Annotated in this window: 17 protein-coding genes and 2 pseudogenes; 8 read left to right on the top strand and 11 right to left on the bottom strand. The window is 71.7% G+C overall.

Features of this window, described 5'->3' with window-relative positions:
- Position 1 precedes the first annotated feature (1 nt).
- A complete protein-coding gene (locus AC0VY3_RS17325; protein ID WP_278191902.1) occupies positions 2-664 on the bottom strand; it encodes a TetR/AcrR family transcriptional regulator in 663 nt (220 codons plus the stop codon).
- 217 nt (positions 665-881) lie between these two features.
- Here AC0VY3_RS17325 and AC0VY3_RS17320 point away from each other — a divergent pair, with 217 nt between their 5' ends.
- On the top strand, positions 882-2,780 hold the full coding sequence (locus AC0VY3_RS17320) for an RICIN domain-containing protein (protein WP_103512251.1): 1,899 nt from the start codon (positions 882-884) through the stop codon (positions 2,778-2,780).
- Between the two features lie 115 nt (positions 2,781-2,895).
- Here the strand turns inward: AC0VY3_RS17320 and AC0VY3_RS17315 are convergent, their stop codons facing one another.
- The gene (locus tag AC0VY3_RS17315; RefSeq protein WP_475549964.1) at positions 2,896-3,636 is read right to left on the bottom strand and encodes an SDR family oxidoreductase; all 741 of its coding nucleotides are present in this window, start codon (positions 3,634-3,636) and stop codon (positions 2,896-2,898) included.
- 150 nt (positions 3,637-3,786) lie between these two features.
- Here AC0VY3_RS17315 and AC0VY3_RS17310 point away from each other — a divergent pair, with 150 nt between their 5' ends.
- Positions 3,787-4,263 carry an RrF2 family transcriptional regulator gene (locus tag AC0VY3_RS17310; RefSeq protein WP_475549963.1) on the top strand — a complete coding sequence of 159 codons (477 nt, stop codon included), beginning with the start codon at positions 3,787-3,789 and terminating at the stop codon, positions 4,261-4,263.
- A 106-nt stretch (positions 4,264-4,369) separates the two neighbouring features.
- A complete protein-coding gene (locus AC0VY3_RS17305) occupies positions 4,370-4,582 on the top strand; it encodes a hypothetical protein (protein WP_103512254.1) in 213 nt (70 codons plus the stop codon).
- 22 nt (positions 4,583-4,604) lie between these two features.
- Here AC0VY3_RS17305 and AC0VY3_RS17300 read toward each other — a convergent pair whose 3' ends face one another.
- The gene (locus AC0VY3_RS17300; protein ID WP_475549962.1) at positions 4,605-5,051 is read right to left on the bottom strand and encodes an SRPBCC family protein; all 447 of its coding nucleotides are present in this window, start codon (positions 5,049-5,051) and stop codon (positions 4,605-4,607) included.
- A gap of 293 nt (positions 5,052-5,344) precedes the next feature.
- On the opposite strand from AC0VY3_RS17300, the gene AC0VY3_RS17295 reads away from it, so the two are divergent.
- Positions 5,345-7,558: a HelD family protein gene (locus AC0VY3_RS17295; RefSeq protein ID WP_103512256.1), complete on the top strand. Its 2,214-nt coding sequence runs from the start codon at positions 5,345-5,347 to the stop codon at positions 7,556-7,558.
- A 59-nt stretch (positions 7,559-7,617) separates the two neighbouring features.
- Positions 7,618-8,739, top strand: coding sequence for an AI-2E family transporter (locus AC0VY3_RS17290; RefSeq protein WP_103512257.1), 1,122 nt, complete (start codon positions 7,618-7,620; stop codon positions 8,737-8,739).
- A 155-nt stretch (positions 8,740-8,894) separates the two neighbouring features.
- On the opposite strand, the gene AC0VY3_RS17285 is transcribed toward AC0VY3_RS17290, so the two are convergent.
- Entirely contained in the window at positions 8,895-9,254 is a 360-nt protein-coding gene (locus AC0VY3_RS17285) for a TetR/AcrR family transcriptional regulator (RefSeq protein ID WP_475549961.1), read from the bottom strand.
- 125 nt (positions 9,255-9,379) lie between these two features.
- On the opposite strand from AC0VY3_RS17285, the pseudogene AC0VY3_RS17280 reads away from it, so the two are divergent.
- Positions 9,380-9,865, top strand: a pseudogene (locus AC0VY3_RS17280) (FAD-binding oxidoreductase); the annotation flags it as partial.
- A gap of 203 nt (positions 9,866-10,068) precedes the next feature.
- Here the strand turns inward: AC0VY3_RS17280 and AC0VY3_RS17275 are convergent.
- Positions 10,069-12,168: pseudogene (locus AC0VY3_RS17275) on the bottom strand (FUSC family protein).
- Between the two features lie 376 nt (positions 12,169-12,544).
- On the bottom strand, positions 12,545-13,585 hold the full coding sequence (locus AC0VY3_RS17270) for an NAD(P)-dependent alcohol dehydrogenase (RefSeq protein ID WP_475549960.1): 1,041 nt from the start codon (positions 13,583-13,585) through the stop codon (positions 12,545-12,547).
- A 162-nt stretch (positions 13,586-13,747) separates the two neighbouring features.
- Between AC0VY3_RS17270 and AC0VY3_RS17265 the strand changes: the two genes are divergently transcribed.
- Positions 13,748-14,677, top strand: a complete 930-nt coding sequence (locus AC0VY3_RS17265; protein ID WP_475549959.1) for a helix-turn-helix domain-containing protein — start codon at positions 13,748-13,750, stop codon at positions 14,675-14,677.
- Here the strand turns inward: AC0VY3_RS17265 and AC0VY3_RS17260 are convergent.
- The 4 genes from AC0VY3_RS17260 to afsA all read right to left on the bottom strand — a co-directional run bounded on the left by AC0VY3_RS17260 (position 14,640) and on the right by afsA (position 18,209).
- Positions 14,640-15,383 carry a class I SAM-dependent methyltransferase gene (locus AC0VY3_RS17260; RefSeq protein ID WP_475549958.1) on the bottom strand — a complete coding sequence of 248 codons (744 nt, stop codon included), beginning with the start codon at positions 15,381-15,383 and terminating at the stop codon, positions 14,640-14,642. The two genes, AC0VY3_RS17265 and AC0VY3_RS17260, sit on opposite strands and share 38 nt — an antisense overlap.
- A gap of 56 nt (positions 15,384-15,439) precedes the next feature.
- Positions 15,440-16,162 carry a ScbR family autoregulator-binding transcription factor gene (locus AC0VY3_RS17255; RefSeq protein WP_103512260.1) on the bottom strand — a complete coding sequence of 241 codons (723 nt, stop codon included), beginning with the start codon at positions 16,160-16,162 and terminating at the stop codon, positions 15,440-15,442.
- Positions 16,163-16,445: 283 nt separating this feature from the next.
- Positions 16,446-17,291 carry an NAD(P)H-binding protein gene (locus AC0VY3_RS17250; RefSeq protein ID WP_103512261.1) on the bottom strand — a complete coding sequence of 282 codons (846 nt, stop codon included), beginning with the start codon at positions 17,289-17,291 and terminating at the stop codon, positions 16,446-16,448.
- A 12-nt stretch (positions 17,292-17,303) separates the two neighbouring features.
- Complete coding sequence (gene afsA / locus AC0VY3_RS17245) at positions 17,304-18,209, bottom strand: 2-oxo-3-(phosphooxy)propyl 3-oxoalkanoate synthase (RefSeq protein WP_475549957.1); 906 nt, start codon at positions 18,207-18,209, stop codon at positions 17,304-17,306.
- A gap of 195 nt (positions 18,210-18,404) precedes the next feature.
- Here afsA and AC0VY3_RS17240 point away from each other — a divergent pair, with 195 nt between their 5' ends.
- Positions 18,405-19,043, top strand: a complete 639-nt coding sequence (locus AC0VY3_RS17240; protein ID WP_103512263.1) for a ScbR family autoregulator-binding transcription factor — start codon at positions 18,405-18,407, stop codon at positions 19,041-19,043.
- Positions 19,044-19,104: 61 nt separating this feature from the next.
- On the opposite strand, the gene AC0VY3_RS17235 is transcribed toward AC0VY3_RS17240, so the two are convergent.
- Complete coding sequence (locus AC0VY3_RS17235; protein WP_137231282.1) at positions 19,105-19,716, bottom strand: LysE/ArgO family amino acid transporter; 612 nt, start codon at positions 19,714-19,716, stop codon at positions 19,105-19,107.
- Positions 19,717-19,765: the final 49 nt, after the last annotated feature.

Genomic DNA, 19,765 nt, shown 5'->3' with positions numbered 1-19,765 from the left:
GTCAGCCGGCGGCGTGCGGGCCGAACCGTTCGGGGGCGAGCTTCGCCAGCAGCGAGGTGACCACGAGATCGGTCGAGGCCGCCATGTCCACGGATTCCGGCGACAGCAGCCACTGGACCTGCAGCCCGTCCATGACCGCGATGATGGCGTTGGCCGCGTTGCCGGTCAGCTCCGCGCGGTCGGCGGGCAGTTCGCAGGCCTCGCGCAGGGCGTCGGAGACGAAGGCCCGCAGCCCGTGGTAGCGGTCGCGGAAGTAGTCCTGGGCGGGGTGGTCGTCGGTGACGGACTCCGCCGAGAGCACCGCGTACAGCCGGACGATGCCTTCCCGTTCCGCGTTGAGCAGCGCGGTGTCGACCAGGTGGCGCAGGAATTCCAGGCCCTGGGGGCGGTCGGGTCCGAGGTGCTCGATGTCCCTCTGGTCGCGCAGTTCGAGCACGCTGGTGAGGAGCAGGGCCTTGGAGCGGAAGTAGTGCAGCACTCCCGCCTGGGTGAGGCCGACCCGGTCCGCGATCTCGGCGAGCGAGGCGTTGTTGTAGCCACGGGCGGCGAAGGCGTCCATGGCGATGGCCAGGATGTCCTGCTGTCGCTGCCGGGCTTCCGGGCTGCGCGGCGTGCGGGGTCTGGCCTGGCTGCGTGCCGGTCTGCCCACTGACTGGTTGCTCACCGGGCCAGCTTAAGCCTGCCGGAGCACCGGTGAAGATCTTCCGGACAGCGCCGGAGAACACCGGAGCCGACTACTTACTAACCACTTAGTGGGTGTGCTTTCATGCCGTTGTCCCGCCCTCTTGTGACCGGCGCGCCCGGAGCGAGGCGTCCGCCGCGCCCTCCGGCGGCCGGGGTGCCACCTGTCAGCAGGTACGAACCCGAGGAGAGCCGCAACCATGCCAAGCCCCGCCCCCCTGCGTTCGAGAGCTCGCGCGGCAGGCGCCGCGTTCGTCGTCGCCGTCGCCGCACTCGGCGTCAACGGCGCCATCACCACCGCCCGGGCGGCCGACCCGGTCGCACAGGTCTGGGTCACCACCCCGGACGGCGCCAAGAAGCTCACCCCGGAAGGAAACGCCCCCTTCGACGGAACACCGCAGGCGGTCGACGTCCGCATCGACGCCGCCGACAAGCGCCAGAAGTTCACCGGTGCCGGGGCCTCGGTGACGGGCGCCTCCGCCCATCTCCTCCAGTCCCTCCCTCAGGCCCAGCGCACCTCGGTGCTCAAGTCGCTGTTCTCCACGGAGGGCGACGGCATCGGGCTCAACTACCTGCGCCAGCCGCTGGGAAGCACCGACTTCGACGCGAACACGGACGCGTACACCTACGAGGACGCCCGGGGATCCTTCTCCATCGACCGGGACCGGAGCCAGATCCTCCCGGTGCTGAAGCAGGCCACCGCCGTCAATCCCGCCATCCGCTTCATGGGCTCGCCCTGGTCGCCCCCGGCCTGGATGAAGACCAACAACTCCCTCAACGGCGGCAGTCTCCGCACCGAGCACTACCAGGCCTACGCCGACTACCTCGTCAAGGCGATCAGGGCGTACGGGCAGGAGGGCATCACCTTCACCGATCTCACGGCGCAGAACGAGCCGGAGTTCGCGACCAGCTACCCGTCCATGAGCATGACCTCGGCCCAGCAGGCGGACTTCCTCAGGGTGCTGGACCGGACGCTCACGGCGGCGAACCTGCCGACCAACATCCTGGCCTACGACCACAACTGGGACCATCCGAACTATCCGCTGGACGTCTTCGCGCGGACGGGCGGCATCCAGCGCATCATCGGCGCCGCCTTCCACTGCTACGGCGGAGCGCCCGCCGCGCAGAAGCAGATCGCCGACGCCGGAAAGCGGGTGTTCTTCACGGAGTGCTCGGGCACCGACAGCGCGAACCCGGCGACGACGTTCGGCGACACGCTCAAGTGGCACGCGGAGAACCTCGTCGTGCAGAACATGCGCAACGGCGGCGAGACGGTCGTCAACTGGAACCTCGCCCTCGACCGGAACGGCGGCCCCCACCAGGGGCACTGCACCAACCGCTGCAACGGCATCGTCGAGATCGACGGCGGCCAGGTGACCCGCAACGCCGAGTTCTACGTCCTCGGCCATGTCTCCAAGTTCGTCCGGGCCGGCGCGGTCCGGATCGGCTCCACCAGCCAGGGCGCGGGAGGGGTGCGGAACGTCGCCTTCCAGAACAGCGACGGCAGCCGCGCGGCCGTCGTCGTCAACACCTCTTCCGGGGCGCAGCGGTTCTCGCTGACGGACAACGGCAGGTCGCTGGCGTACACCCTGCCCGCCGGGGCCGTCGCCACCTTCACCTGGGACGGGAACGGCGGAACGACCGACCCGCCCGCGGGCTCCATCGATCCCGCCGCCTGGTACCAGGTGCGGAACGTCAACAGCGGCGCCTGCCTCGACGCAGCCGACTGGGGCACGGCGAACGGCACCGCGCTCCAGCAGTGGGCCTGCGGGACCGGGGCCAACCAGGGCTGGCAGTTCCGGCCGGCCGACGGCGGCCACTACCAGGTGGTGAACCGGCACAACGCGAAGGCCTGGGACGTCGACGGCGGTTCCGGGGCGACCGCGGACGGCACCAAGGTGCATCTGTGGTCGTACGAGGGCGGCCTCAACCAGCAGTGGCGGCCGGAGGTCCTGGGCGGCAGCGGGCAGTACCGCTTCGTCGCCCGCCACAGCGGCAAGTGCCTCGCCGTCGACGGCTCCTCGACGGCCGACGGGGCCAGGCTGTCGCAGCAGCCCTGTTCCGGCTCCGCTGCGCAGGCGTTCACCTTGACCGGCTGACGCCACGGGCGGCCGGCACCGCGGCGGCTCTCCGGACACATCGTGCGGGGGAGCCGCCGCGGTGCGCGCGTCCTCGGCGGCTCCCCACGCCCGGAGGGCCGCCGTCCGGGGCGGGTCAGGCGTGCCGCGCCAGCCAGTCGGCGTAGCGGGTGGGGGCGATACGGGCGCCGCCCTTCGGGGTGAGGACGTCGCCGTTGACCGCGGCGAACATCCCGGCGGTGTCGTCGGTGGTCACCGAGCGACCGTCACCCTTGGCGCGGAGCGTGATGAGGCCCAGTTCGTCCAGCGGGTAGGCGTCGGGCCCGGCGAGGTCGACGGTGCCCTGGAGCGGTGTGCCGGCCGCGACCTCGGCGACGGTGGCGGCGACGTCCGCGGCGGCGACCGGCTGGAGCCGGGTGCGCGGGAGGCGGACGGTGTCGTCGTCGGCGGTCCAGGAGAGGACGGCGTCGATGAACTCCATGAACTGCGTGGCGCGAACGATGGAGTAGGGCACGGGACCGGCCTTGAGGATGTCCTCCTGGAGTGTCTTGGCCCGGTAGTAGTCCAGTTCGGGCACCTGGTCGACCCCGACGATCGACAGGACGACGAAGTGCCCGACGTCCGCCTTCCGGGCGGCGGCGACGAGGTTGTCCATCGAGGTCCGGAAGAACGCCGGCGAAGCGTCGTCGAACGTCGGCGAGTTGGTGAGGTTGACGACCACGTCCGCGCCGGCGAGGGCGGCGTCCATGCCTTCGCCGGTGATCACGTCCACCCCGGTGGACTGGGAGTGGGGCACTGCGCGGTGACCGGCCGCGTCGAGATCCCGCACCACCTGGGATCCGATCAGTCCGGTTCCGCCGATGACGGCAATGTGCATGGTCCTGCCCTTCCTCGATCACGCGTCCCGTCCGACTGCCGGGGGCGTCGCACCACCCGGCAAAGAACGCGGACATTTCTTATCCGAGATACTACTCGGACATCGCGCATCCGGGTATACGGAGGCGTGGATTAGAGTGAAGAAGTGAAAATGTCTGGTGGCGTCGAGTGGGCACTGCACTGCTGCGTCGTGCTGACCGCGGCGGAAGAACCCGCGCCGGCCGCGCGGCTGGCGGAGCTGCACGACGTCTCGCCCAGCTATCTCGCCAAGCAGTTGCAGGCCCTGTCGCGGGCCGGACTCGTCCAGTCGGTCCAGGGCAAGGCCGGCGGCTACGTCCTCACCCGGTCACCCGCGCTCATCACGGTGCTCGACGTCGTCGAGGCGGTCGACGGCCCGGGGCCCGCGTTCGTCTGCACCGAGATCCGGCAGCGCGGCCCGATGGCCACTCCCCCGGAGGCCTGCACCGCGCCCTGCGCCATCAACCGTGCCATGAGCCGGGCCGAGGCCGCCTGGCGGGAGGCCCTCCGCTCGGTCACCGTCGCCGATCTCGCCGCCGACGTCACCTCCGACTACGGGACCGGCGCGCTGGGCAGGATCAGCACCTGGCTGAACCCGGCCGACACCTAGGGCCTCGCGCCGACACCGACGAAATCGGGCGCGCCGGAGTCTGTTCCTGACCGACGTGCCCTCATATGCTTCGCCTTCTGCGTGTTCGCCCGCTTCAGGAGGTCCCGTGCCGGCCCGCGCCATGTACTGCTACACCTGCGATTCCGACGAGCAGCACCGCTCGCTCACCGCCGCCGAGAAGACCTGGCTCCGGGGCCGGACGGGCCGCCGGAGCGCCGACGAGTTCTTCATGTGCCAGGCGCCGAGCTGCCGCAATGTGCGCAGCGGGTTCAACAAGCACCCCTTCGACCCCGTGATCCGCGTACCCCTGCCGGACTGAACGGCAGCGGGAGCGGCATCGCTCAGGGCGCTTCGACGGCTTCCTTGATGCGCTGTCCGAACGCCGGCGCGTCCTTGCGTGCCGCGCTTCCCGCGAAGCCGACCAGCAACTTGCCGACCCCGTGGCCCTCCAGGACGTTGAAGAGCCTCACATGCGTGCCACCGTCCGGCGTGGGTTCGAGGTCGTAGCCGCCCTCGGCCGCGGTGATGAGGTTCTTGGACTGCTCGTGCCAGCGGATGCGGGTCGGGGCGGACAGTTCGCTGATCTCGAAGTCGCGCCGGGTCGTCATGCCCGCGTCCTTGACGGTGCTGTGGAAGACAGTGCCGACGTGGGTCGGCCCGTCCGGCGATTTCTCGATGCGCTGCACCCGTGGGCTGAACTCGGGGTCGTGCGAGCCGTCCGCGAGATAGGCGAAGACCTCTTCGATGGGCCGGTCGATGTCGACCGTGGCTTCGAAACGTGTGCTCATGGCTCTCTCCGGTCAGCTGGGACGCGGCGACGCGCAGCGGGAGATACGACGGGAACGGTCACCGGCGGAGGCGCGACCGCGCTCGGCGCGTCGCTGGGTCCACGCTACCGGAGCCGGGCCAGGTCAGCCTGGCCGCCGGGCACGAATAGTCCCCGGACCGTAATTGCGGCCCGGGGATCAACGCGCGTATATTGGATTCTTCTGCGCTCACGCAGAAAGGCCCCGCTCGGGGACCTTATGAGTACGAACATATCTGGCGGGGAGCCGTTTTGTCAAACCGGGAAAGCGACGAATTGCGGGAAGAGCAGGAATTCATCGACCGGCTCCATGCCCGGGTCGACGAGCTGCGCGGCGTGGCGGCCGACGGTGTCGAGCACGCGCTGACGCCGGTCGGTACGGGACAGCAGGCGCGGCTGGAGCGCGACATCCTGGTCGCGGAGCGCTCGGGGCTGCTCGCCGCGCTCGACGCGGTCGACGGGTCCCTGTGCTTCGGTCGCATCGACCGCTCCGACGGGCTCGCGCACCATATCGGCCGGATCGGGATCCGTGAGGACGACACCGAGCACACCCCGGTTCTGATCGACTGGCGTGCGCCGGTGGCGCGTCCCTTCTATCTCGCCACCGGGCACACGCCGATGGGGCTGCGCCGGCGTCGGCACATCACCACCGAGGGCCGCACGGTCACCGAGCTCCATGACGAGATCCTGGATCTCGGGGACCGGGACCGCACCGGATTCGAGGACCCGAACGGTGACGCCGTGCTGCTCGCGGCGCTCAACTCCGCGCGCACCGGCCGCATGGGCGACATCGTGCGGACCATCCAGGCAGAGCAGGACGGCATCATCCGGGCCCCGCACCGCGGCGTCCTCGTCGTCGAGGGCGGCCCCGGCACCGGAAAGACCGCCGTCGCGCTGCACCGGGCCGCCTTCCTGCTGTACGAGCACCGCGAGCTGCTCGCCAAGCGGGCCGTGCTCATCGTGGGGCCCAACCCGGCGTTCCTGCGCTACATCGCGGAGGTGCTGCCCGCGCTCGGCGAGACCGGGGTGCTGCTCGCGACACAGGCCGAGCTGTTCCCCGGGGTGCACGCCACCGGAACGGACACCCCGCGCGCTGCCACCGTCAAGGGCGGCGAGCCGATGGCCGAGGCCCTCGCCCTTGCCGTACGCGACCGGCAGCGGCTGCCGGAGCCCGGGGCCGCGATGGTGATCCCGCACGAGGACGGCGGGGACCTGGTCCTGGACTGGGAGATCGCTTACGAGGCCCGGCAGGCGGCCCGGGACACCCTCCTGCCGCACAATCTCGCCCGGCCCCACTTCGTCTTCCGGGTCATCGACGCGCTCACCGCACAGCTCGTCGAGCGCATCGGTGCGGACCCCTACGGCGGGCCCAACTTCCTCGGCCCCGACGATGTGGCGCTGCTCGGCCGGGACGTCGCACTGAGCAAGGAGGTGCATGCGGCCGTCGACGAGCTGTGGCCGCCGCTGACCCCCGAGGGCTTCCTCGCCGACTATCTGGCCGACCCCGTGTACGTACCGGAGGAGGACGCCGACGCGATCCGCCTCCCGACCGGCGCCGGGGCCTGGACCCCCGCCGACGTACCGCTGCTCGACGAGGCCGCCGAGCTGCTCGGCATCGACGACAGCGCGGAGCGGGCGGCGGCCGAGGCGGCCCGTCAGGAGCGGGTCGGCTACGCGCAGGGGGTGCTGGAGCTGTCGCGGGGCTCGGAGAGTTACGAGTTCGAGGACGAGGAGTCCGAGGTCCTCGCCGCCCACGACATCATCGACGCCGAGCGGATGGCGGAGCGGCACGAGGAGGCCGACCACCGCACCGCCGCCGAGCGGGCCGCCGCCGACCGTACGTGGGCCTTCGGGCACATCATCGTCGACGAGGCGCAGGAACTCTCGCCGATGGCGTGGCGGTTGCTGATGCGCCGGGCGCCGACCCGCTCGCTGACCCTGGTCGGGGATCCGGCCCAGACCTCCGAGGAGGCGGGCGTCGGGTCCTGGGAGAAGATTCTGCGGCCGTACGTCGGCGACCGCTTCGAGCACGTCACGCTGGAGGTCAACTACCGTACGCCCGCGGAGATCATGGAGCTGGCCGCCGGAGTCCTGCGGGAGAAGGACCCGTCGTTCACCGCCCCCGTCTCGGTGCGCTCGACCGGCGAGAAGCCGTGGAAGCGGGCGGCCGGGGAGGATCTGGCGGGCACGGTGGCCGAGGCCGTCGTGGAGCTGACGCCCCGGGAGGGACGCCTGGCGGTGATCGCGCCGCGCGCGCTGCACGAGGAGATCGCCGCGCCGCTGGACGGTGTCGTGGCAGGTGAGGCCCCCGACCTCACGCACCCCGTGGTGCTGCTGGATCCGCGCCAGGCCAAGGGGCTGGAGTTCGACCATGTGCTGGTCGTGGAGCCGGCCCGGTTCGGCACGAGCGATCTGTATGTGGCGCTCACCCGTGCCACGCAGCGTCTGGGCATCGTCCACCGGGAGGAGCTGCCACCGGCGTTGCGTTGACGGACGTCGCGGGCAGCGGGGTGGCCGGAACACGGTGGGCGAACCCATAAGGTGACGCCATGTCTTCGCCATTGAGTTCGACCAAGACCGCGGCTGCTCTCCGCACCTCGGCACGGGTCTCCGCAGAGTTGTTGTTGGTCCTGGTGGCGGCGGCGGTCGCGCTGTGGGTGCTGGGCCGGATGTGGCCGGTCGTCTGGCCGCTGATAGTCGCTCTGTTCCTCACCACGCTGACCTGGCCGCTCGCCCGCTTCCTGCGCGGGCACGGCTGGCGGCCCGCGCTCGCCGCGTCGGCGGTGACGGTGTTCTCCCTGCTGGTGGGGGCGGGCATCGTGGCGCTGATCGCGGTGCCGGTGGCGGACCAGTCCGGGGAGCTGGCCGGCAGGGTGGTCGACGGCATCGAGAAGCTCCGCGAGTGGGCGGCCGGTCCGCCGCTGAACATCGGCGACGACCAGATCACCGGCGCCCTCGACACCGCGACCTCCAAGCTCCAGGACAGTGTCGGCAGTGTGGTCACCACCGCCGTCACCGGGGTGAGCACCGTGGTCAACGGGCTCGTCACGGCGGTACTGGCGGTCTTCCTGATGTTCTTCTTCCTCAAGGACGGCACGCGGTTCCTGCCGTGGCTGACGCGTCAGCTTCCCGGCAGGCTCGCCACCGACATCCCCGAGGTGGCCTCCCGCAGTTGGGACACCCTGGGCGCGTTCGTACGGTCCCAGGCATTCGTCGGTCTGCTGGACGCGGTCTTCATCGGGCTCGGCCTGTGGATCCTGGACGTGCCGCTGGTTCTGCCGCTGGCGGTGCTGACCTTCGTCTCCGCGTTCGTGCCGATCGTGGGGGCGCTGTTCGCCGGATTCGTGGCGGTGGTCATCGCGCTGGTCTCGAACGGGCCGATGGACGCCCTGATCGTGCTCGGGATCATCATCGTGGTCCAGCAGTTGGAGGGCAATGTGTTCCAGCCCATGATCCAGAGCCGTGGGCTGGGTCTGCACGCGGCGACGATCCTGCTCGCGGTGACGCTGGGCGGCAGTCTGGCCGGTGTGGTGGGAAGCCTCCTCGCCGTTCCGGTGGCCGCGCTGCTCGGGGTGGCCTGGAACTATCTCCGCGAGCAGCTCGCACAGGAGCCGGGGGAGCCGGAGGCCGAGGCCGAGGGTCTTCCCGCGGACGCACCGGTTCCGACGTAGCGTGCGTGACCGGCGGGCAGGCGGGAGTGGTCGGGACGGGGTGCGGATCGCGGCCAGGAGCCGGGCGCAGCGTGCGGCCATCTCCGTCGCGGACTGCTCGGGGTGGGAGATCCACCAGCCGACGAGCGCGCCGACCGTGCCGGTCCACACGTGCTTCAGCGCGTCGGCGTCCAGCGGGTCGCGTTGCCCTGTTCGTGCAGGTCGTCCGCCGTGCCGGAGGCCGCGAGGTCGTCGATGGCCGCGCGGTGGACGTGTGCGGCGGCGTGCAGATCGGAGCCGGGCTTCAACGTCCGGTCGTACAGCACGAACCAGGCTTCCCGCTGCACCTCCAGTACGTCGAAGACTGCTGCGAGGACGCGCGGCGGAACGCTCGACGCGGCGGGCGTGACGCCGGGTGGATCCGGCGTCATCGCCTCCTCGATCGCGGAGCGCAGCCGGGGCGCGATCTGTTCCAGGCAGGCGGGATAGAGCCCGTCCTTGGAGCCGAAGTAGGTGTACGGCATCGGCTTGGTCATCCCCGGAGACGAGGTGGGCGAACGTACGGGGTGCGCTCACGCGGACGGGCGGCAGCTCCAGGGAGGCGATGGAGGGGACGGGCAGCACGGTTCCGGCGGCCCCGGGAACCAGCGCCGCGAGCTCGGCGCAGTTGAGGCCGCACGGGCTGACCTTGCGCCACGTCCCGCAGAGCTTCGCGTTCTCGACGCTCGGTGGCTGGCTCGCCCCCGGGCGGGCGGGCACTACGCCACCCCTCCACACGCACATCGACGATCTCACCGCCGCCCCGCGCGTGGTCACGCCCGCCGGGGTGAGCGAGTCGCTGCGCCTGCCCGGGTCGGGGGCCGGGCCCTCACCCGACCGGCTCTTCCTCGGCTCGGAGGGCACCCTCGGGATCATCACCGAGGCGTGGATGCGGCTCCAGGACCGTCCCGGCCACAAGGCGTCGGCCTCGGTGGTGTTCGACCGCTTTCCCGCCGCGGTGGACGCCGTCCGGGCCATCGCGCAGTCGGGCCTGCATCCGGCCAACTGCCGTCTGCTCGACCCGGGCGAGGCCGCGCTGTCGGGGGTGGCGGGCAGAGGCAGCAGCGTCCTGGTGCTGGGCGTGGAGTCGGCCCACCACCCGGTGGAGCCCGTGTACGACCGGCAGCGCCCGGAGCCGTTCGCGCTCGCCCTGCGCGCGGCCAAGCAGGCCCTCGACCCGGCCGGGATCCTCGACCCTGGCGTGCTGTTCCACTCGGTGGGGTGACGGGCAGGCGACACGGCGGGGTGACAGCGGGTCGGCATGGCAGGCAACTGACGGCCGGTCGCCGCGGCGGCGGGTCTCCCGGCCGCTCATGCCGGGCGCGCGTCCGGCGGGTCCGTGCCGGGGGTCGCCTTCAGCGAGGCCTCGATGCGGGTGAGCTGGTGGGCGAGGCTCGTCATCCACACCCCCAGGTCCACGGACAGAGGCGTCGGCGGGTCCCGGTCCGGACCGGGACCGGGTGCGGTCCCTGGCGCGGGCCCCGGTCGCTCCTCGGCGAGCAGGGCGGCGATCCGGTCGGCCTCCGCCTCCAGGCCCGACGCGGTGCTCCGGGCCCGGACGGCGGAAGCGTCACTCGCGCCGGACTCCGGGCGGAGACCGAAGCGCGGCAGCCACTGCGCGCCGAGCAGCATGTGGTGGGCGGCGATGAGCAGGGCGTGCCAGTCGGCGCGGTCGGCTTCACCGGCGCTCGGGGCCTCCGCGCGGTACTGGGCGTACGCCGCCTCGGCGAGGCGCAGCCGGTGGACGCCCGGCAGGATCGCCGGCGCGGCCCGCGAACCGCCCGACGGCGCGAGCAGCGCCTGTGCCGTCACCGGCACCAGCGGGGCGCACGTTCTGAGCAGCCCGGCCATGGCCAGGCGGACCTCTCTTCGTGCCCCGGCCGGCCAGGCCAGCAGCCCGCACAGCAGACCGATCACGCTGCCGGTGACGACGTCGATCATCCGCGCCTCCGGCAGCCGCAGGGTGACCGGGGCGATCTGGGCGAACGCGGTGGCGACGACGAGCGTGAACAGCGCCTGCGCGTACGCGAGGCCCAGCAGTGGTCCCAGGGCGAAGGCCGCCGGCATGACGGGGGCGAGCAGGGCGGCGTACACATCGGTGTGCCGGCCGAGTCCGATCACGAGCGCCCCGGCCACCAGCGCGCCCGCCGCGTTGCCCGCCACCGCCCGGCGGACCGCCTGCCAGGTCGCGCCGGCGGTCCTACGTCCGAGGGCCAGGACGGCGAGGAGCACCCAGAACCCGTGGGTCAGGTCGAAGGAGCCGGCCACCGCGCGGGCCGCGGCGAGTCCGAGCGCGGTCCTTACGGCGTTCTGGAACAGCACCGACCGGAACGTCACATTGCCGAGGACGCGCCGGGCCCACAGCCTCGGCGTGGACTGTTCGGCGTACCAGAACAGTTCGCGCGGGGCGGCCGGCTCGGTGGGCCCTCCGTGCGTGCCGATGTCGACGGTGATCTCCACCATCCGCGCCGATTCGGCGAGCGCCAGCACCCGGGACTGCCGTCGCAGCCTCGACGGGGGGCCGCTCACCGGGCGGTCCGGTGGCCAGGCGCACCCGGTCCGTCTGGAAGCCCCGCATCGCCTCCTCCAGCGCACCGGCGGGCGGCTGCCGGTGCGCAGAAACCGGGCGCAGGCGGTGCACAGCTCCGCGACCCGGTCCAGGAGTGCGTCGGACTCGGGATCGGCGGGCGCGGGTACGGGTGTGGCTTCGGCGAGGGTGGCCAGCTGGTCGAGGAGTCTGCGAACGGAGCGGCCGGTCTGTTCGAACGCGCGGTCCGTCCGGCCCGCCCCCGCCGGGCGTTCCGCCGGTGGTACGTCCGCCAGGCGCAGCTTCGCTCCGGCGGCGCGCAGCCGTGCTGGTGGCACGCCGCCGGGAGCGGCCCCGCGCGCCGCCTCGTCGAGGGCGTCGGCCAGCCGTTCCCGGTAGGAGGGCGCGGCCGGATCGGGCAGCAGGACTTCGGAGGCGGCGAGGAGCAGCACACCGGCCGTGAGCCCCGACAGCCGCTCCACGAGCGTGTCGGGGGCGTACGGCGGAAAGCAGGCGAGGATGTAGAACAGCTGGAGTCCGGGGGCGGCGCCCGCGGGCCTGGGCCCGGCCACCGCCGCGAACGCCAGCAGGAACCCGACGAGGAGCATGCCGCCGACGGCGGCCCAGGTGTCGACGGCGAGCAGGGTGCCCAGGGTCGTCAGGGCCAGCGCCGGGGGCAGGGCCCGCACCATGACGGAAGCCCGCTGACGGCCGGAGCCGGGGACGGCCGAGAGGAGTCCCAGGGCGATCGGCGCGAAGAGGGCGTACAGCGCGGTGACCGGGAGCCCGGCTCGGTACAGCAGCGGGTAGAATCCGGCGCTCGCCGCGCCGGCGCCCCGGAAGGACCGGCGGAGGATCGTCGCCCGCTCCTGCCCGCCGATCACCCGCGCGCTCCCTCCGCGGGCGGGGACCCGCACCTCGCCCGGCGGGGCAGGCGGACGGCGGCGGGCGGGGGCCTTTGTGAGGGCCCGTCCGCGGGGAGCCGCTGTGCGCTCATGCCGCGCGCTCCTCTCCCGGGCCGGCCCCCGGTGACGCCCTCAGGACTGCCTCCGGCCATTGTCGGCCGGGACCGGAGCGCCCGCGCGATGGCGAAGGGCTCGGGGTGCGGGAGGCTCGATCGGTCCATGCCCGGCGATCGGTCGGGCGCTGTGCGCCGGACGGGAAAGGCGTCCGCCCCGAGCACCTGGTGCTCGGGGCGGACGCCGGCGAGGAGGACACGGCCGGGCGGTCGCCCGCACGGTGGGGGCGGGCCGTGGTGGCTCAGATGGTCGCCGTGTCGATCACGAAGCGGTAGCGGACGTCGCTCGCGAGAACCCGCTCGTACGCCTCGTTGACCTGGCTCGCGCCGATCACCTCGATCTCGGCGCCGAGCCCGTGCACGGCGCAGAAGTCCAGCATCTCCTGGGTCTCCGCGATGCCGCCGATCGCCGAACCCGCGATCGACCGGTTGCCCATGATCAGGGAGAAGAGGTTCAGCGAGATCGGCTCCTCGGGGGCGCCCACGTTGACGAGGGTGCCGTCCGTGCGCAGGAGTCCGAGGTAGGCGCCGAAGTCCAGCGGGGCCGAGACCGTGGAGAGGATGACGTCGAAGGTGCCGGCCAGCTCCTCGAAGGTCTCGGGGTCGCTGGTCGCGTAGTAGTGGTCGGCGCCCAGCTTGAGCCCGTCGTCCTTCTTCCGCAGGGACTGGGAGAGGACCGTGACCTCGGCGCCGAGTGCGTGCGCGATCTTGACGGCCATGTGTCCGAGACCGCCGAGGCCGACGACGGCGACCTTCTTGCCGGGGCCCGCGCCCCAGCGCTTCAGCGGCGAGTACGTGGTGATGCCGGCGCACAGGAGCGGCGCGGCCTCGTCGAGGGCGATGCCCTCGGGGATGGTGACGGCGAACTTCTCGGTCACGACGATGTGCGTCGAGTAGCCGCCGTAGGTGGGCTCGCCGCTGCGGTCGAGGGCGTTGTACGTCTGGGTGTTGCCCTCGGCACAGTGCTCCTCGCGGCCCATCAGGCAGGCGTCGCACTTTCCGCAGGAGTCGACCATGCAGCCGACGCCGACGCGGTCGCCGACCTTGAACCGGGTGACCCCGGAGCCGGTCTCGGCGACGATCCCGGCGATCTCGTGGCCGGGCACCATCGGGAAGATGCCCTCGCCCCAGCCGTCGCGGGCCTGGTGGATGTCGGAGTGGCAGATACCGGCGAACTTGATGTCGATCAGGATGTCGAACTCGCCCACCGGACGACGCTCGATCGTGGTGCGCTCCAGCGGGGCCTTGGCACGGGGAGCGGCGTAGGCGGCAACGGTGGTCATGCCGGAGGTTCTCCTCTGGGTGATGCGGTAGGAACGTGTCCCAGCCTCACTCCGTGTCCGACGTTTACCCAGCCCACCGCTTTGCCTACGTCCAGTGGTCCTACTACTGACGGGGACAGGCTCGGCCGCCTACGACCACGCATCGCAGGAATAATGGAACCCATGGACGATCAGCCGGAGGCCGCCGCACCCGAGCCGCTGGACCGGCGTGCCGAACTCAGTGAGTTCCTGCGCACCCGCAGGGCCAAGCTCCAGCCGCAGGACGTGGGACTGCCGGAGTTCGGCCGGGCCCGTCGGGTGCCCGGGCTGCGCCGGGAGGAGCTGGCGCAGCTGGCCGGGGTGTCCGTGGCGTACTACACGCGTCTGGAGCAGGGCAACGGGCGCAATGTGTCGGCCGAGGTGCTCGACGCGATCGCCCGCGCGCTGCGGCTCACCGACGCCGAGCACGCGCACCTGAACCATCTGGCGAGGCCGGCCCGGCACAAGAAGAAGCGCCGCCCGGCGAGGGTGCAGCGGGTGCGGACCGGGCTGCTGTATCTCCTCGACAACATGGAGGGCATTCCCGCGTACGTGGCCGGGGCGCGGTCCGACATCCTCGCCTGGAATCCGATGGCGGCGGCGGTGTTCGGCGACTGGGCCGCACTGCCGCAGGCCGAGCGGAACTGGGCGCGTCTGGTGTTCCTCTCCCCCGCCTACCGGGACCTGTTTCTGAACTGGGACTCCAAGGCCTCGGACATGGTCAGCTATCTCCGGCTGTACGCGGGCTGCCACCCCGAGGATCCGCAGCTGTCGGCGCTGGTGGGCGAACTCTCGCTGAAGAGCGAGGAGTTCCGGCGGCTGTGGGCCACGCACAACGTCAAGGAGAAGGGCCACGGCATCAAGCTGATCCGGCATCCGCTCGTCGGCGATCTGACCCTGTCGTACGAGACGCTGAACCTCCCGGACGACGAGGACCAGCAGCTGGTGACCTACCACGCGGAGCCGGGTTCGGAGTCGGCCCAGGCCCTGCGCCTGCTGGCGAGCTGGGGCGCCGACGCGGGCCGGGCGGATGTGATCAGCGGCGCGGGTCGGGGTCCGGACGACGAGCGATGAGGACGAACTCCCGGCCCGGCCGGTCGGGTGCGTCACGCACCTCGCGCACGACGAAGCCCCGGGCCGTCAGGTCCGCCTCGACCTCCTGACGCTCGCGGAACCGCAGCGTGGAGTCGGAGGTGAGGACCCGGCCGTCGACCGCGAAGACGTAGGTCCAACGGAACGACACGAGCGGCCCGGCGACCCCGGTCACCTCGACCCAGCTCTCGACGGGGCCGAGGCCGATGATCTCGGTGACACGGTGCGAACGCTTCCGGTTCCACGCCTCCCAGGCGCGCCGGGCCGGGTCCCGCGTCTCGAAGACCAGGTGCCCGCCCGGCCGTAGCGCCTCGTAGGCACCGCGCAGCGTCGCCCGCCAGTCGCGCGGGTCGGTGATCTCCTGTGCCACGTTGGCCGTCATGGTGGCCAGGTCGACCCGCAACGGCGGAAGAGCCGAAGCGTCACCGCTGATCCAGCGGACCCGGTCACCGCCCGGCTTGGCGCGCGCCACGTCGACCGAGGCCCGGGCGGGGTCGACGCCGACGACCTCGAACCCTCGGTCCGCCAGCAGCAAGGCGAACACACCGGTACCGCAGCCGATGTCCAGCACCCGCCGTGCACCGAACTTCTCGGCGATGCGGACGTACGGGTCCAGATCTCCTCGGTCGGGGTCGAGCGGATCGTAGAGCGCAGCCAGTCGGGGATCCGCGAACATCTCGTCAGCCATGCGGCGGAAGGTACCGAGCGGGCGGAGCATCGGCACGCGCCGGGCCGGCCGGCCGGTCAGTCGGCCTCGGCCACCGCCGCCACCTCCTCGGGCGCCACTCCTGCCGCCGCCTCCGCCTCATCGGTGGCGCACGCCGCAGGCGCGGAAATCCGGGTCGATGCCGTCGCAACCGTGCCGGCCGGGTCCAGGAGCGGCAGGGTCTGTGCGGCGGCGAGCCGGGGCAGCAGCAACTGCCAGAAGCCGGTGAGCATGTACGGGGAGAGCCACCCGGAATCGTGCCGGCCGAGCACCTCGAACCCGGCCGTCGCGGCGACCGTGGCGGCCGCCGCGTCCTCGCGGGAGACGTCCTCGGCGAGTGTTCCGGCGGCGGCCGCCTCGTCCAGCAGTTCCCGCACGCGGTGGTGCCACTGCGCCCTCAGGTCCGGGGCGGTGGTTCTCGCGGCGTCGCAGCTCAGCCGGAATCCGGCCCGGCTCACCGGGTCCTCGCGCAGCCGTTCCGCGAGAGCGTGCGAGCTGTCGACGAGCGCCTGCAGGGCGGTGTCCGTCCTGCTCCGGATCGCGCCGGACATCTCGCGCAGCTCCCGGGACGCCTCCACCACCACCGCTTCCGCGACCGCGGCCTTGTTCTCGAAGTGGAAGTGCAGCGCGCCGGTGCTGACGCCCGCGCCGGAACTGATCAGCGTCAGCCGCGCCTGCGCGTAGCCGTGCTGCTCGAAGACGGTGGCGGCGGATCGGATCAGTGACCGGCGGGTACGGGTGGCCCGCTCCTGTTTGGTCACCGGGGGCTCCGCTCGAAGAATGGGCGACCGGACAGGGGAACGGAAAAGGCGGCTGCCCCGGTGGAGGGCTCCCCGCCGGGGCAGTGGGACGGCTTCATGGAGTTATCAAACCAACTTACCGGTTTCATTTCCAGAGAACGGAAGAAGCCGGCGGAGGCTTCCGGGATCCTTTCCGGCCACTTCTTCCCTTCGGGCCATGAAATCTCTGCACTTCGGGCCATGAAACCGGGCCGGAAAGGGAAAGAGCGGATCATCGCACGTATTTGCGATCTGTCACGCGGTACTACACCGAGAACGCGTTCGCGTGATCGGCCGACCAGATCCGGAACGGCCGGGCCGGACGCCCTGTCAGTTCCTCGACGGTGGGCACCACCGTCGCCTTCGCGCCCGCCCGCTGCCGCTCCGCGCTCTCCAGGAAGGCTTCCGCGACGGGGCGCGGGTACGTCGCCAGCAGGGCCGTGCGCGCGGCGTCCACGCCCAGTTCCTCGAAGTGCAACGGCCGCTCCAGCACCCGGGAGAGCTCGGCCGTCTGCTCCCGCGCGGTGATCGCCTCCGGGCCCGACACGGCGTACGCCCTGCCCTCGTGCCCCGTACCGGTGAGCGCGGCGACGGCCACCGCCGCGACGTCGCGCGGGTCGACGCAGGCGACCGGCGCGTCGCCGTACAGGGCGCGCACCACTCCGGCCGACCGGATGCCGGGCGCCCAGGACAGCGTGTTGGACATGAACGTCCTGGGACGGACGAACGTCCAGGCGACCCCCGACTCCCGCACGGCCTGTTCGTTCTCCCGCTGACGCCGGGTGATGAAGTCGTCGGCCCCCGGCTCCTCCACCGCCATCATGGACAGCTTGACCAGGTGGCGGACGCCCGCCGCTGCCGCCGCCGCGGCGACCCACTCGTCGTGGGGCTCCGTAGGACTCTTCGTCACCAGGAAGACCGAGGTGACGCCCCGCATGGCCCGGTCGAGGGCGGAGCGGTCCCCGTACTCCCCCTCGACGACCTCGACCCCGCTCCCTCGTACCGTCAGCCGCTCGGGACTGCGCGCGAGAATCCGCACCGGGCCTGCCGCCGCCAGCTGTCCGGCGACCTCACGGCCCACAGCTCCGGTCGCCCCGGTCACGAGAATCATTCGGAAAACCTTTCAGCCATTGACCCGCGGGCCGGACAGAACGGTGGAGAACACCGGTTCGCCGCCCTGATGGCCTGCCACCTGGACCGTCACCGTATCCTCGACCGTCCCCGGCTGGACCACCGCCCCGATCGAGCACGGGCTGTCGAACTCGGCGTACCGGTGGAACCGGCTGCGCGCCTCCGCCGGAACGATTCCGCCGGGCCCCGCCGCCAGGCAGGCCGCCTGACGGGCCGCCTCCAGCAGCAGCATGCCCGGGACATGGTCGTTGGGTCGCTGGAACAGCGTCGGATGCCGGGTGTCCACGCGCAGTTCCCACACCCCGTCCCGGCCGGTCTCCGAGAGCACCACGTCCTCGGCCCTGGTGCGGCCCGCCCCGGCGGTGGAGACCGGCGTCGCCTGCGGTATCGCTATCGCCTCGGCGGGTGTGTCACCGCGCATCCGCCGGTACACCTTGGGGTTCGTGAAGCGGGTCGCGCCCGTCCCCGTCGCGGCCAGTTCCCCGTCGCGGTGGACCGCCCAGCCCACGCGCCCCTGTACGGGCAGTCCGCCCCGCCACTTCAGATCGGAGCAGAACACCTCCACGTCGATCTCGGCAGGGGCGCCGCCGACGCCCAAGTGGTCCAGGTCGCACGCGTAGTCGAGGTCCGCCATCAGGAAGTGGTAGCCCACCGGGACGCCGTACCCGGCGTGGAAGGAGAGCATGGCCGCCTGTCGCATCGCCTCCGCCACCAGCAGCGGATCGTGCCGGTCGCCGCTCACCGGGGCGAAGAACGGATGATCGTGCGGCAGGACCGCCGCGACCGAGAACCGATCGCTTGCCAGGCGCACCCAGTTACGCGGAAAGGCGTCCTCCGGCCTGGTCCGGTGCACCATGTCGATCCCCACGGGATGCACCACCTCGGCCTCCGAATCCATAGCCGGCACCGGATCGATCAAGACTGCTGCTTCGGGCATAACTCCCCCCAGGGGTCATGTGATGGCGAGCCGTTCCTGCGATGCACGTGCGCTGATAAGATACAGACTAATCGGTTTTTTTTCTATCCCCGGCAGGGTCGTCCCCCCACACCGTCCCAGCCGTTTCCCGGGCCCTCGCCCAGCAAAGGAGACAGGATGGCCAAGCAGGACCGGGCGATCCGCACCCGCCAGACAATCCTGATGGCAGCGGCGCAGGCCTTCGAGAAATACGGCTATCAAGCCGCGACGATCACCGAGATACTCAAGAGCTCCGGCGTCACCAAAGGCGCTCTCTACTTCCATTTCCCGTCCAAGGAAGATCTCGCGCTCGGTGTTCTCGATGCACAGGAGCCACCTCAGACCGTTCCGGACCAGGCTCTCAAACTCCAGGAACTCATCGACCTGGGCATGCTGTTCAGCCATCGTCTGCAGACCAGCCTCCTCGCCCGGGCGGGCGTCCGCCTCTCCATGGACCAGCAGGCACAGGGCCTCGACCGCAGCGGCCCCTTTCTCCGCTGGCAGGAAGCCACCCATCACCTCCTCAGCAGTGCCAAACACAACGGCGAGCTGCTCCCCCACGTCAAGCCCACCGAGACGGCGGACCTGTACGTGGCCGCCTTCGCGGGAACCCAGGCGGTCTCCCAGACTCTCACCAACTACCAGGACCTGCAGCGCCGCCACATCACGCTGCAGCAGCACATACTCCCCAGTATCGCCACGCCCTCCATCCTCACCGCCCTCGATCTGACGCCGGAACGCGCCGAGCGCCTCGGCCTGCTGGATCCGGTCGGCTGAACCGAGCCGGGGGAACGGCCACCCGGCTTTCAGGCTCGTACGCGGAACGGGCGCCGGGCGTTCAGGCGTCCAGCGCCAGTTTCGCGCCGAGGCCGATCATCATCACGGCGACCAGCGCGTCCAGCACCCGCCAGGCGGCAGGCCGCGCCAGGACCCCGCTCAGCATCCGGGCGCCGTATCCGAGCGCGACGAACCAGCACAGGCTGGCGAGGACCGCGCCGAGGCCGAAGGTCCAGCGCAGCGGACCCCGGTCGGCGGCGACGGACCCGAGCAGGAACACGGTGTCGAGGTACACGTGCGGGTTGAGCCAGGTCATCGCCAGGCAGGTCAGCACGACGCCCCGGCGCGACGTGGCCGGCGCGTCGGCGGCGTGCAGGGCCGACGGGCGCAGGACGCGGCGTGCGGCGAGCAGGCCGTAGCCGATCAGGAACAGGCCGCCGAGCAGCCCCACCGCCGTCAGCGCCGACGGCCAGGCCACGACGACCGCGCCGACGCCGGCGACCCCCAGCGCGATGAGCACCGCGTCGGACAGGGCGCAGATCCCGACCACCGCGAGCACACCGTCACGGCGGACGCCCTGGCGCAGCACCAGGGCGTTCTGGGCGCCGATGGCGACGATGAGGGACAGGCCGGTGCCGAATCCGGCGGCCGCGGTGGTCAGGGCGTTCATCATGCGGCCGACGCTACAAAGCGGGACAATATGATGTCCAGCTAAGGATTCT

It is taken from the genome of Streptomyces sp. iso_384 (assembly GCF_056172905.1).
The sequence above is the reverse complement of the archived record's forward strand: the minus strand, read 5'-3'. Positions and strand labels throughout refer to the sequence as shown.